The organism is Actinocatenispora comari (assembly GCF_017312725.1).
Classification (GTDB): domain Bacteria; phylum Actinomycetota; class Actinomycetes; order Mycobacteriales; family Micromonosporaceae; genus Actinocatenispora; species Actinocatenispora comari.
The window spans coordinates 116,198-129,166 of the sequence record NZ_BOPO01000004.1; the positions used below are offsets into that span (position 1 = coordinate 116,198).

At 72.9% G+C, this 12,969-nt stretch carries 12 protein-coding genes, 1 tRNA gene and 1 pseudogene; 4 read left to right on the plus strand and 10 right to left on the minus strand.

Annotated elements, in window-relative coordinates:
- Positions 1-203: 203 nt before the first annotated feature.
- On the minus strand, positions 204-647 hold the full coding sequence (locus tag NUM_RS02305) for a hypothetical protein (protein WP_207122838.1): 444 nt from the start codon (positions 645-647) through the stop codon (positions 204-206).
- A 554-nt stretch (positions 648-1,201) separates the two neighbouring features.
- Here NUM_RS02305 and NUM_RS02310 point away from each other — a divergent pair.
- Positions 1,202-1,501, plus strand: coding sequence for a hypothetical protein (locus NUM_RS02310; protein ID WP_207122839.1), 300 nt, complete (start codon positions 1,202-1,204; stop codon positions 1,499-1,501).
- 239 nt (positions 1,502-1,740) lie between these two features.
- On the opposite strand, the gene NUM_RS02315 is transcribed toward NUM_RS02310, so the two are convergent.
- Positions 1,741-1,813 (minus strand) — tRNA-Asn (locus NUM_RS02315).
- A gap of 182 nt (positions 1,814-1,995) precedes the next feature.
- On the opposite strand from NUM_RS02315, the gene NUM_RS02320 reads away from it, so the two are divergent.
- Positions 1,996-2,322, plus strand: a complete 327-nt coding sequence (locus NUM_RS02320) for a hypothetical protein (protein ID WP_035297861.1) — start codon at positions 1,996-1,998, stop codon at positions 2,320-2,322.
- 80 nt (positions 2,323-2,402) lie between these two features.
- Here NUM_RS02320 and NUM_RS02325 read toward each other — a convergent pair whose 3' ends face one another.
- Entirely contained in the window at positions 2,403-3,332 is a 930-nt protein-coding gene (locus NUM_RS02325) for an SDR family oxidoreductase (RefSeq protein ID WP_207122840.1), read from the minus strand.
- 109 nt (positions 3,333-3,441) lie between these two features.
- On the opposite strand from NUM_RS02325, the gene NUM_RS02330 reads away from it, so the two are divergent.
- The gene (locus NUM_RS02330; RefSeq protein WP_207122841.1) at positions 3,442-4,011 is read left to right on the plus strand and encodes a TetR/AcrR family transcriptional regulator; all 570 of its coding nucleotides are present in this window, start codon (positions 3,442-3,444) and stop codon (positions 4,009-4,011) included.
- 222 nt (positions 4,012-4,233) lie between these two features.
- Here the strand turns inward: NUM_RS02330 and NUM_RS02335 are convergent, their stop codons facing one another.
- The 3 genes and pseudogenes from NUM_RS02335 to NUM_RS02345 all read right to left on the minus strand — a co-directional run bounded on the left by NUM_RS02335 (position 4,234) and on the right by NUM_RS02345 (position 6,750).
- A complete protein-coding gene (locus NUM_RS02335; RefSeq protein ID WP_207122842.1) occupies positions 4,234-5,022 on the minus strand; it encodes an ABC transporter permease in 789 nt (262 codons plus the stop codon).
- Entirely contained in the window at positions 5,022-5,807 is a 786-nt protein-coding gene (locus NUM_RS02340) for an ABC transporter permease (protein ID WP_207122843.1), read from the minus strand. Before NUM_RS02340 ends, NUM_RS02335 begins: the two co-directional genes overlap by 1 nt.
- Positions 5,807-6,750 (minus strand): annotated as a pseudogene (locus NUM_RS02345) (ABC transporter ATP-binding protein). Before NUM_RS02345 ends, NUM_RS02340 begins: the two are co-directional and overlap by 1 nt.
- A 97-nt stretch (positions 6,751-6,847) precedes the next feature.
- On the opposite strand from NUM_RS02345, the gene NUM_RS02350 reads away from it, so the two are divergent.
- Entirely contained in the window at positions 6,848-7,846 is a 999-nt protein-coding gene (locus NUM_RS02350) for an Acg family FMN-binding oxidoreductase (RefSeq protein ID WP_207122844.1), read from the plus strand.
- Between the two features lie 78 nt (positions 7,847-7,924).
- On the opposite strand, the gene NUM_RS02355 is transcribed toward NUM_RS02350, so the two are convergent.
- The 4 genes from NUM_RS02355 to NUM_RS02370 form a co-directional block, all read right to left on the minus strand.
- Positions 7,925-8,485 carry a hypothetical protein gene (locus NUM_RS02355; RefSeq protein WP_207122845.1) on the minus strand — a complete coding sequence of 187 codons (561 nt, stop codon included), beginning with the start codon at positions 8,483-8,485 and terminating at the stop codon, positions 7,925-7,927.
- Positions 8,485-10,353 (minus strand): DNA primase, encoded by a 1,869-nt coding sequence (gene dnaG / locus NUM_RS02360; protein ID WP_207122846.1) that lies wholly within the window; start codon positions 10,351-10,353, stop codon positions 8,485-8,487. The genes NUM_RS02355 and dnaG overlap by 1 nt, the downstream gene beginning before the upstream one ends.
- 175 nt (positions 10,354-10,528) lie before the next feature.
- Positions 10,529-10,987, minus strand: a complete 459-nt coding sequence (locus NUM_RS02365) for a MarR family transcriptional regulator (protein ID WP_207122847.1) — start codon at positions 10,985-10,987, stop codon at positions 10,529-10,531.
- 58 nt (positions 10,988-11,045) lie between these two features.
- The gene (locus tag NUM_RS02370) at positions 11,046-12,899 is read right to left on the minus strand and encodes an ABC transporter ATP-binding protein (protein ID WP_207122848.1); all 1,854 of its coding nucleotides are present in this window, start codon (positions 12,897-12,899) and stop codon (positions 11,046-11,048) included.
- Between the last annotated feature and the right edge of the window lie 70 nt (positions 12,900-12,969).

A 12,969-nucleotide genomic window follows, 5' to 3' on the forward strand; every position in this document is an offset into this window, starting at 1 on the left:
CGGCTTCGAGCCCGACCCCAGCCGTCCGCCGCGAGCCACAGCGGCCAGCCGACGCGTCGTACAACCTCGGCCACGTTCCCAGCCCAAGGTCTCACCCGGCATTCCGCCCACTGCCACCAGTCTCACGCCGTGATCAAGATCGCTTCTGGCTGGCTCATTGCCCTGGTCCTCTGCTGTACTGCCTCTCGTCGGCGCGCTCGGTGTCAGCTCGACTGGGCCGTGCCATACATGTGCTGGCGCACCACCTCGTCGTGCTCCAAGACGGTGTCGACGACCTGCCAGAACTCCGCCAGTCTCGGATGGGCCAGCCCCTCGTCACGACTGAGCTTGTGACCGTAGATCGGGCTGTCCGCCGCTACCGCGCCACCGTTGACGAGCGTGGCCGCCGGCGTCGGGGAATCGGCAACCGGCCCAACACGGCAACCGAAGGTCACATGATCGTCGAACGTCTCGGTAGCCCAGCTTCCGAGGATCGCGTCGATCCAGGCTTCATGCACGCCGTCGTGGTGGTAGCAACTCGCGTAGTACACGGCGGCGACGGGCTCCCCGTCGCGCACGCTCGCCCAGGTGCGCTCCGCTTGCGTGCCACAGCACGAACAGACGAACTGACGGTTCTGCCAGCTAGCGCGGTCAATCGTGAGGCCCACGGCTCGGAACGCTACCGAACCAAGAACCTCCCGTTTCCGGCCCTCACTCTCGGCGTTGCCGACAGCTTCCCTCTGCCCAGCCTCACCTGCGACGTTAGCCAACCGTCGAAGCTCCAGGTCGCCTCATCTCCCACCACATCCCATCCACAAGCATTCGGCCATCCCGGAGCCTGAACGCCCCGCCCGAGGCACCGTAACCGGCGCCGCCCGATGACGCGGCGCCCGGCCGACCGGGTGTGCCCGACCATCCGGCGCCGGCGGTCATCGGCGCGGCCGGTAGCCCGCGATTCTCGGGAGGACGCCGCTCTCGGTGTGGACTTGCCGAGGGTGGCGGCCCTTGGTTCGCGCCTGCCACGGGCCTGGAGCGTTCCGGCCGCGGGCGGCAGCCGAGCGGCCGGAACGCGGCCCGACCGGCGGCACGCGCGGCCCGTGAGGGACGCCTTGAGCCAGTACAGCAGTTCTCACCAAGCTGGAGGTGGCGGCGCCAGAAACGATGCCCGGGTCCACGCCCAAGCCCACTGCTTGACGGGGCCAGCGCGGCTAGTCTTGCGCCGATGGATGCAGGGCTGGAGCTTTCCGAACCTTGGTTCCGACCAGAACCAGACCGGCTCGCGTCTCTCGTCGCTGAGGCAGTGACGGAAATCTGTGCCGATCACGAGCTCGCCGGCCGTTCTCTGACAGCAGTCGCCGCCTGCGCCGGCTGCGACGACGTGGCCTTCAGCCTCGATGATGGCGCCTTCGCGCTCGTGCATCTCACCTGGACGCGGCATCTCGAACCAGAGCCGTGGCCTCTCACGCAACGACTCGACGGCCTCCCAGCGTTGAGAGCAGCCTTCGACAGACATCAGCACTAGCGGCCCCCACCGGCCGCTACTTCCCACCCGAGGCACCGCCACCCTCGAGATACACGGTGAGCCCGGTGCAACGTGCTTCTTTCGCTGCGGTGATACGCCGTACGCGCTGAGGCGCGGGTGGGGGTGCCGGGGGCGGAGCCCGCCGGCGCGGGGTCTGGGGGCTGCGCCCCCAGGAGGCAGGGGCGGACGATCGTTGCGAACCGCCGAAGGCGGCGAGCAGAGAAGCTCCGGATCGGAAGCTCCCGCGCTTGGACTCGAACCAAGAACCTGCCGGTTAACAGCCGGCTGCTCTGCCAATTGAGCTACGCGGGATCGAGTACGCCGTCGTGCGCCGTACCGACGCGGACAAGGGTACATGAGCGGATCCGGGGGTAGTACATGGGCCGGGGGTGGTACGTGCGGGTGGTTCGCGTCTCGCTGGTCACGCAGGGCAGGCAGGATGGTACGCAGGAGCGCGAAGCGCCGGGTACGAGGTCATACGAGAGGAGTCGACGATGCGTGCCAAGTGGGCTTTCCTGGCCGGTCTGGGCGTCGGATACGTGCTCGGCAGCCGGGCCGGTCGAGCGCGGTACGAGCAGATCGCCGCGGCGGCCCGCCGGGTGAAGGAGAACCCGACGGTGCAGGAGGCGGCCGGGCTGGTGCAGGCGCAGGCCGGACGGCTGGCCTCGACGGGCAAGGACGTCATCTCGGACCGGCTGGCCGACAGCCGGATCGGACACACGCGGGTGGCGGAGCGGCTGTTCGGCACGATGCCGTACACGCCGGAGCACGAGCCGGCCGAGCACCATCGGCGGCGCCGCAACGGCGTCAGCCACGGCTGAGACACGCCCCGGGCCGTACGGATGACGTACGGCCCGGGGCTGCTACGCGCGAGGGTTCGAGTACACCCGGCAGGCGCTGCTCAGCGGTCGCCGGGTGTGCGGAAGTAGTGGCCCTCGTCGAGGTCGGCGAGCAGGCCGGGCCGGGTCGGCTTCCACTCCAGGAGTGCGCGGGTCAGGTCGGCGGAGGCCGGGACGTCGAGGCCGACCATGCCGGCGAGCCAGCCGAAGTGCCCGGCGGCGTCGGCCGCGGGGATCTCGGCCACGGCGAGGTTCAGGTGCCGGCCGATGACCCCGGCGATCTCGCGCAGCGGTACCCCTTCGTCGCCGATGGCGTGCAGCACCGCGCCGGCGGGCGCGTGGTCGAGGGCGAGCCGGAACAGGTGTGCGGCGTCCAAGCGGTGCACGGCGGGCCAGCGGTTGTCGCCGGTACCGAGGTAGCCCGCGACGCCGTGCTCACGGGCGGCGCGGACCAGGCCGGGGACGAAGCCGCGGTCCCCGTCGCCGTGCACGGTCGGGGGCAGCCGCAGCACCGACGACCGTACCCCGCGGTCGGCGAAGGAGAGGGCCAGCTGCGCGGTGGCCATCCGGGCGCTCGGGCCTTCCGGGTCGCCGGCCGGGCCGGAGACGCCGTCGCGTTCGGTCAGCACCCGGCCGGGCGCGAGGCCGGCGATGCCGGAGGCGAGCACGAACGGCCGGTCGGAGCCGGCGAGTGCGTCGCCGAAGACCTCGACGGCGCGCCGGTCGGCCGCGGCGGCGCTGGCGAAGTCGCCGCTGAACGCGATGTCGTGCTTGAAGGCCAGGTGGATCACGCCGTCCGAGTCGGCGGCCGCGTCGCGCAGCACGTCGAGGTCGTCGAGGGTGCCCCGGCGTACCTGGGCGCCGGCGGCGGCGAGCGCCGCGGCGGAGGCGTCCGTACGGGCCAGCCCGACGACCTGGTGCCCCGCGGCCAGGAGTTCGGGGACGACGGCGGAACCGATCCAGCCGGACGCCCCGGTGACGAATACGCGCATCAGAAGTACCTCCACGAGAGCCGGCCGGATTGGGCCCGACCAGCTATGTCAGTCACTGTCATCAGGCTAGCACCCGATGTCAGTCACTGCCATCACTATGATCGGAGTCATGAGCCGTTGGGAGCCGAACGCCCGGGGCCGGCTGGCGCAGGCGGCACTCGCGCTCTACGGCGAACGCGGGTACGAGAAGGTCACCGTGGCCGAGATCGCCGCGCGGGCCGGTCTGACCGAGCGCACCTTCTTCCGGCACTACGCCGACAAGCGCGAGGTGCTGTTCGACGGCTCGACCCGGCTGCAGCAGACGCTCACCGAGGCGGTCGCGGCCGCACCGGCCGGCCGGCCGCCGATCGAGCTGGTCGGCGCCGCCATCGCGGCGCTCGGTGCGCTGTTCGAGGCGGACGAGCGGCGCGAGTTCGCCCGGCAGCGGCAGGCCATCGTCGACAAGAACCCCGACCTGCAGGAACGCGAGCTCGTCAAGCTGTCCCGACTCGGCGACGCGCTGACCGACGCGCTGCACGACCACGACGTGCCGGTACCGGCCGCGAGCCTCGCGGCGCAGGTCGGCATCGCCGTGTTCCGGGTGACGTTCGTGCGCTGGCTCGACGACCCGGCCAGTCGCCCCTTCCCCGAGCTGGTCCGCGCCGCCTTCGAGGAGCTCGCGGCGATGACCCACCCCTGAGCCGGCTGACCAGCGCTGGTCGGCCACACCGGCCGGCCAAGGTCCACCCCGCCCACCAGACCCCACGGTTGGCGAGCCAACCCGAAGCCCGCCGAACAGACCCGCAGGCCGCCGACCCGACCCGAAGCCGCCGACCAAACCCGCGGCCCGCCGACCCGAAGACCGCCGGCCACATCGGAGGCCCGCGGATTCGGAGGCCCGCGGATCAGGCCCGCGCGGCGGTCAGGGTTGGAGCAGGCGGCCGAGGCGGCGGGCGGCGACCCAGAGGCCGAGGATGCAGCAGCCGACCAGGTAGGCGGCGTGGCCGAGCATAGCGAGATCGAGATGGCCGAGCGAGAGGCCACGGGTGATCGTGACCCCGTGGTACAGCGGGGTCAGCTCGACCAGCGGCCGGGCCCACGCCGGGTACGCACCGAGCGGGGTGAACGTGCCGGCGAACATGAACATCACCATCATGATGATCATCACGTAGTCGAAGTCCTGCCAGCTGCGCAGGAACGTGGTCAGCGCCATGCCCAGTGCGGCGAACGCGAAGCCGATCAGGACCGCGGCCGGCCAGGCCAGGATCGCCCATCCGGACGGGGTGAGCCCGAGCAGCGCCATCAGCCCGAGGAACGCCCCGGAGTAGAGCCCGGAGCGGGCGAGGCACCAGCCGATCTCGCCGAGCGCCAGCTCCAGCGGCGTGACCGGGGTGGCGAGCACCGCGTCGTACAGCCGCATGTACTTGAGCTTGCCGAACACGTTGAACGTGGTCTCGGTCAGCGCCGCGTTCATCGCCTGCACGGCGAGCATCGCCGGAGCGAGGAACACCGGATAGGCGACGCTCTCCCCGGCGAACGGCACCCGGCCGACCAGCGCACCGAGCCCGATGCCCAGCGACAGCAGGTAGAGCAGCGGCTCGAAGAAGCCGGAGGCGAGCACCACCCAGCCGCGGCGGTGCACCAGCACGTTGCGCTCGACGACCGCGCCGGCCCGGCGCGGCGAGACCCGCAACAGCAGCGTGGTCAGCATCAGACCACCAACCTGCGACGGAACGCTCGGTGCGCGAGCACCAGCCCGACCGCGGCCCAGAGCGCGAGGTAGCCGAGGTGCCCGAGCACCGGCCACCACCGCGGGGTACCGAGGGTCAGCGACCGGCACACCTCGACGCCGTGCCACAGCGGCGAGAGCCAGGCGAGGACCCGTACCCCGGCGGGCAACTGGGCGATCGGGAAGAACACGCCAGAGAACAGCTGCACCGGGATCACCACGAACCGGGTGAGCACCGCGAAGCTGGAGTCGGTGTGCTGGGTCGCGGTGAACGCGAACGTCGGCGCCGCGCAGGCCAGCGCGAGCAGCATCGCGGTGGGCAGCACGCCGACCGCCCAGCCCGAGTGCACCGTCCCGAACGCCGCCATCACCAGCAGGAACACCGTCACCGCGACGAGCGCACGAAACACCACGAAGGCGAGCTGGCCGAGCACGATGTCGACGATGCGCAGCGGCGTGTTCAGCATCCCCTCGTAGGTGCGGTCCCAGGCGAACTGCGAGTAGACCCGGTACATCGACTCGTCGATGGCGATGCTCAGCCCGGTCGCGGCGAGCACGCCGGGCGCGAGGAAGCTCAGGTAGTCGACGCCGAGCTGGTGGCCCCGGTCGACGTAGCCACCGACGCCGAGACCGATGCCGGCCAGGTAGATCAGCGGCAGCAGGAAGCTGGAGAACGCGGTGCCCCACCAGGTGCGGCGGTAACCGATCAGGTGGTACGCGAACACGTGCAGGGCACCGCGGCCCGGCGCGGCGATGGCGGCCGTCATCAGTCCACCAGGGTCCGGCCGGTCAGGTGCAGGAAGACGTCCTCCAGGGTGCTGCGGCGCACCAGCACCGAGGTCGGTTCGATGCTGCGGGCCGCCACCGCGGCCGTGGCCGCGTCGCCGTCGTCGGTGTAGAGCAGCAGCCGGTCGGGCAGCGCCTCGATCCGGTCGGCCAGCGGTTCGAGCGCCTTCACCAGCTCGGCGCCGGCCGGACCGGCCAGGTCGTCCAGCCCGAACCGCAGCTCCACCACCTCGCGGCTGGAGTACCGCGCGATCAGCTGGGACGGGGAGCCCTCGGCGACGATGCGGCCGGCGTCCATCACCACCAGCCGGTCGCACAGCTGCTCGGCCTCGTCCATGTAGTGAGTGGTCAGCACCAGCGTGACGCCGCGCTGTTTGAGCCGGTAGAGCCGCTCCCAGACCAGGTGCCGGGCCTGCGGGTCGAGGCCGGTGGTCGGCTCGTCGAGCAGCACCAGGTCGGGCTCGTTGACCAGCGCGCGGGCGATCGTCAGCCGCCGCTTCATGCCGCCGGACAGCGGCTCGACCTTGCTGTCGGCCCGGTCGGCCAGCTGGACGAACTTCAGCAGCTCGGCGGCCCGGTCGCGGGCCACCTGGCGCGGGATGCCGAAGTAGCGGGCGTAGACGGTGAGGTTCTCGGCCAGCGACAGCTCGACGTCCAGCGAGTCCTGCTGCGGGACCACGCCGAGCCGGGACCGGATCGCCGGGCCGTGGGTCGCGGCGTCCAGCCCGAGGATGTGCAGGCTGCCGGCGGACGGCGGCGACACGCAGCCGATCATGCGCATGGTGGAGCTCTTGCCCGCGCCGTTCGGCCCGAGGAAGCCGAACGCCTCGCCGCGCGCACGCCCACGTCGATGCCGGCGACCGCGGTGAACGAGCCGAACCGCTTCACCAGCCCGGTCGCCGAGATCATCAGGTCAGTGGACATGCCGGCGACCCTATCGCCCACCCCCGACACCGCGGCCCGGCGGCGCCGGGTGGCCGGAACCGCCACGCGGGCGGGCGTCGTTGGGTAGCTTGGCCGCATGGCTGGTCAGGCACGGGATCCGCAGTCCATCCTGCGCGAGGCGGCGGCGATCGCCTCGCTCGCCCCGTCCATCCACAACACGCAGCCGTGGCAGTGGCTGGTGCACGAGCACGACACCGAGCTGTACGCGGACCGGACCCGGCAGCTGCTCGCCACCGACCCGGACGGCCGGTCGCTCACGCTGTCCTGCGGGGTGGCCCTGCAGCACGCCCAGGTCGCGCTGCGCGCCGCCGGGTACCTGCCGGACGTGGTGCGGCTGCCCGACCTCGAGGACGAGGACCTGCTCGCCCGGGTCACGCTGGGCGGTGCGACGGCGCCCAGCGCCGAGTGCGTCCGCGATTACCAGTCGATGCTGATCCGGCACATGGACCGGCGGCCGTTCGCCGACCGGGCGCCGAGCGAGGCGGCGCTGCGGGAGCTGACCGCGGCGGCCGACGCCGGCGGGGCGCACCTGCACCTGGTCCGGCCCGAGCAGGTGACCACGGTGACGATGGCGGTCGGCCGGGCCGGCGAGGTCGAGCAGTCCGAGCCGGCGTACCGGCGGGAACTGCACGACTGGACCCACCGCGACCTGGACAGCGGCGAGGGGCTGCCCGCCGGGGTACTGCCGGAGCCGGCGGCGCGGCGGGTGCCGATCCGCGACTTCGCCCCGGACCGGGACGCCGCGCTGCCGGACGAGCCGGCGCTGGCCGACCGGTACGCGCGGTATGCGGTGCTCTACGGCGACCGGGACGATCCGGCGCACTGGCTGCGCGGCGGTGAGGCGCTCGGCGCGGTACTGCTGGGCGTGGTGCGGCTCGGCCTCGCCGTGTCGCCCTACTCCGACCCCATCGAGGTACTGGCCACCCGGCAGCTGATCGCCCGCGAGGTGCTGTCCGGGCTGGGCGCGCCCTACCTGGTGTTGCGGCTCGGCGTGGCGAGCCCCGAGCAGCCGCCCCGGGCCCGGACCGCGAGGCGCCCGGTCGCGGACACCGTGGTCCCGGTCCCCCGCGACTGACCTCGCGCGGGCTGCTGGCCCGTCGAGTCCGCGGATCCGGCCGGTCCGCTCCCTGACCGACGCCGGGCCGACCGGCGGTCAGCCGGTTTCGGCGGTGTTGCGGGCCTGGGCGAGGTACTCGGCGACCAGGTCGTGGTCCGGCCCGATCAGCACCGTGCCCTCGTCGTACCGCAGCGCCCAGTGCAGCCCGTCCACGCCGGGGACGCGCCGGGCCACCACCCGCACGCCGCCGTTCGGCAGCTCGTGGTGGATGGAGTACGCGACGCTCTTGGTCACCCGGACCCGGACCTGGTACGGCAGCTCGCCCGGGTCGCCGATCCGGTAGCTCGACGTCTCGTCGTCGGCGAACACGTCGGCCGGCGCGTCCGGCGCCTCGCCCGCGGACCGGACCAGCTTCGCCGGCGTGACGACCAGCTCCCGGCCGGACCAGGTGGCCTTGTGGATCTCGTGCCAGCCGAGCCGCTCGTCCCGGCCGGGCAGCCACAGCCCGCGGTTGGTGGCGACCAGGTACCCGCCGGCGCCGTCGGCCGGGTACCCGTCGGCGACCGGTGCCCAGGCGACCAGGTGCTCGGCCGCCTCGAACGGCCGCTTCGCCTCGGCCGGCAGCCGGCTGCGCCGGATGCGCGCGAGAATCCCCATCACAACCCCCCGGTGGCCTGTTCGCGCAGCGCCTGCGCGTGCTGCTCCAGCGAGGCCACCTCGCCGAACAGCGACAGGTACTCGTCCTTGTGCTGGACCGGATTGGTGCGCTGCAGCTTCGACTTGACCGCCTTGATCCGCTGCTCGATCACCGGCAGTTGCAGCGAGGCGAGCGTGACCGACACGTACCGCGGGTCGGGCTCGCCGTCGTAGCGCAGCGGCTCCACCGCCAGCTCGGTGACCAGCGCCTGGCCGGCCAGGTCGACGCAGCCGGACCGGACCTGCTCGATCCAGGTCGGCCCGCCCGCGGCACTCGCCGCTCCGCCGGCCGCCGCGATCGCCTCCCGGACCGCGGCGTGCACGGGGTGCCCGTACGGGGTGGCGTCGACGGCGTCGAACAGCGGGCCGGCGAGCTGCGGGTGCTGCACGGCGAGCTTCAGCGCCTCCCGCTCGACCAGCGCGCGGCGCGAGTTCGGTACCGCCGCGGGGGCGACGGGGCGGCCCGCCCGCGCCGGGGCCTCGGGCCGCCGGCCGCCGTGCCGCAGCGCGTCGCCGACCGCGGCCCGGGCCTCCTCGGTGTCGACCCCGACGTGCCGGGCGAGGAACCCGACGTACCGGTCGCGCAGGTCGCGCTGCTTGATGTCGGCGACCATCCGGGCGCCGGCCCGCAGCGCGCCGGCCTGCCCCTCCGCGCTGTCCAGGTCGTAGCCCTGCACGGTGGTACGCAGCGCGAAGTTGATCAGCCGTTCGCTGTCGGCGATCAGGTCGCGGACCGCGGCGTCACCCTTGGCCAGCCGCAGCTCGCACGGGTCCATGTTGTCCGCACCGATGGCGACCATGCTGCGGGCGGCGAACTTGTGGTCGTCGGCGAACGCCCGCAGCGCCGCCTTCTGCCCGGCCGCGTCGCCGTCGAAGGTGAACACGATCGTGCCGGCGTCGGAGTCCAGCAGCAGCCGCCGCAACACCGAGATGTGCCCGTCGCCGAACGCGGTGCCGCAGGTGGCGACCGCGGTCGGCACGCCGGCGAGGTGGCAGGCCATCACGTCGGTGTAGCCCTCGACGATGACCGCCTTGTTCTGCTTGGCGATCTCCCGTTTCGCCTGGTCGATGCCGTACAGCACGTGCGACTTCTTGTAGATCGGCGTCTCGGGCGTGTTCAGGTACTTGGGGCCGTCGTCGTGGTCGAACAGCTTGCGCGCACCGAACCCGATGACGTCGCCGGACAGGTCGCGGATCGGCCAGATCAGCCGGCCGCGGAACCGGTCGATCAGGTTGCCGGACCTCGCCTCCCGGATCAGTCCGGCGGTGATCAGATCCTTCGCCGCGTACCCCTTGGCGCGCAGGTGCTTACCCAGGGCGTCCCACGAGTCGGGGGCGAAGCCGCAGCCGAACCGCAGCGCCGCGTCCCGGTCGAACCCGCGCTGCGCCAGGAACTCCCGGGCGGTACGGGCGCCGGCCGAGCCGAGCTGCTCGGCATAGAACGCGGCCGCCTCGGCGTGCGCGGCGACCAGGGTGCGGCGGCTGCCGGTGTCCTCCCGGCGCCGGGGCGAACCGTCACCGGACTCCTCGTACCGCAGAGTGATGCCGACCATGCCGGCGAGCCGCTCGACCGACTCCGAGAAGGTGAGGTGATCGGTCTCCATCAGGAAACTGATCGCGTCACCGCCCTTGCCGCAGCCGAAGCAGTAGAAGACCCCCCGCTGCGGGGTCACGTTGAAGCTCGGCGACTTCTCCTCGTGGAACGGGCAGAGGCCCTTGAGGTTGCCGCCGCCGGCCGGACGAAGCGTCACCTGGCCGCCGATGACCTCGACGATCGACACCCGTTCCCGTACCGCGGCGATGTCCGCCGCCACGATCCGACCCGCCATCTGAGCCTGGCCACCTCCCACACGCGCCGCCTCCATCCTGCCGCGCCGCGCCCGCACCCGCGCCGGCGCCCACCCCGCTGCCCGTCCCGGCCGTCCGGTACCGGCCGGATCCGCGACCGAAAGGCCTGGTCGACGCGCGGGTATCACCCGTTTCGTGCCGGTACGGGCGCTCGGGTCAGTCGGTCGGCGGCTGCCAGTCGGCGAGCCGGACCATCAGGTCGCCGGCGATCCGCAGCAGGTCCCGCTCGGCGGTGGTCAGCTCGGCGTCCATCGCCGCCGCGAGCCAGGCCCGCCGGGTCCGGGTGTCCTCGTCGAACACGCGGCGACCGGCCTCGGTCATCGAGACCAGGATCTGGCGCCGGTCGTCCGGGTCGGCGCTGCGGTCGATCAGCCCGTTCTCGGCCATGCCCGCCACGATCCGGGTCATCGACTGCGGCGCCACCCGCAGCGAGGCGGCCAGCGCGCCGGTCGTCATGGTGCCGCGCACCGACAGCCGCAGCAACACGCCGAGCACCGCCAGCGACAGGCCGGTACGCGGCCGCTCGACGCGCATCCGGCTGCCGAGCCGGCTCACCCCGGCCAGCACCCGGTCCGCCGCCGCCACGCTGGCCCGATCCGTCCCGACCCTCGCCATGCCGCGAGCCTATCCGCCGGCCCGGCGCGCCGCCGGAACGCGGGCGCGCCGGGACCGGTCAGGGCACGGCGGGGTGGTCGGCGACGGCGACGAGCGAGGCGTACCGGCCGCCGGCGGCGACCAGGTCGGCGTGCCGGCCGCGCTCGACGACCGTACCGGCGTCCAGCACCACGATCTCGTCGGCGTCGCGGACGGTGGACAACCGGTGCGCGATCGCGATCGTGGTGCGTCCGGCGGCGGCCACCTCCAGCGCCAGCTGCACCTCCCGCTCGGTACCGGTGTCCAGGGCGCTGGTCGCCTCGTCGAGCACGAGTACCGGCGGGTCGCGCAGCAGCACCCGGGCGATCGCGAGCCGCTGCCGTTCCCCGCCGGAGAACCGGAAACCGCGCTCACCGACGACCGTGTCGTACCCGTCGGGCAGCGCCGCGACCGCGTCGTGGATGCGGGCCGCCCGGCAGGCGGCGACCAGGTCGGCGTCGGTGGCGTCCGGCCGGGCGAAGCGCAGGTTCGCCGCCACCGTGTCGTGGAACAGGTAGGTCTCCTGCGACACCAGCCCGACCACGCCGGCCAGCGAGTCGAGCGTGACGTCCCGCACGTCGGTGCCGTCGATCGTCACCGTGCCGCGCTGCGGGTCGTAGAGCCGGGCGATCAGGTACGCGACGCTGGTCTTGCCGGAGCCGGTGGCGCCGACGATCGCCAGCCGCCGCCCGGCCGGTACGGTCAAGTCGATCCCGCGCAACGTCCACCCGCCGCCACCGCCGCTGGCGACACCTCGGTTGCCGGCACCGCCGTCGTTGCTGGCCTCGTCGTTGCCGGCGGAGGTGCCGTGGCCGTCGTAGCGGAACCACACGTCGCGCAGCGCGACCTCGGCGCGGCCGGTGACCCGCAGCGGGGTCGCGCCGGGCGCGTCGGCGACCTCGACGGGCAGGTCGAGTACCTCGAAGATGCGGCCGAACAGCGCCATCGAGGTGGACACGCCGGCGCCGATGCCCTGCATGGTGCCGATCGGTGCGACCAGCCGGTTCAGCATGCTGGTGAAGGCGACCACGGTGCCCAGCGTGCTCGGGTGGATGCCGTGCGCGAACTGGACGCCGGCCAGCCAGTACACGACGGCCGGCACGGCGACCAGGCTGGCCCGGCGGGACGCGGTCGACCAGCGGCCCATCATCGACGCGGCGATCTCCAGCCGGGACACCTCGCGGGACTCGGCCGCGAACCGGTCGCGCAGCTCGTCCCGGTTGCCCATCGTCTTCGCGAGCAGGATGCCGGACACCGACAGCGACTCGGTGATCAGCGAGGTCAGCCCGCTCATCCGCCGTTGCCGGCTGCCGGCCACGGCCCGCCGGCGCCGGCCCAGCCGCGGGGTGAGCAGCAGCATCCCCGGCACCACCACGAGCGCGACCAGCGCCAGCTGCCAGTTGAGCACCACCAGGGCGACCGCCACCGCGAGCGCCGACACTCCACTTTGGACCATCGCGGTGACGGTGTTGGTCAGTACCGCGTCGACGCCGGCGATGTCGCTGGTGATCCGGGACAGCGTGTCACCGGCGCGGGTCTTGGTGAACCAGCCGAGCGACATCCGTTGCAGCTGCCCGTACACGGCGACCCGGACGTCGTGCATGATGCCCTGGCCGATCACGTTCGACAGCCGGTTGGTGACCGCCGACAGCACCGCGGTACCGGCGGCCGAGGCGAGCATGCCGAGCGCGAGCAGGCTCAGCAACGGCACGTCGCGCGCGGGGATCGCCCGGTCCAGGATCTCCCGCAGCAGGAACGGGGCGCTGACGCTCACGCCCGCCTGCAGCACCACGAGCGCGACCAGCCCGACCAGTCGCCGCCGGTACCCGACGAACAGCCCGGCGACCCGCCGCACCGGCACCGCGGGCACATCCTCGCTCGACTTGTTACGCATCCGTTTACTATCTGCGGAACCGCCTTCCGGGTCAAATCCATTACTGACCCCAATCCTGGCCATCCGGGTA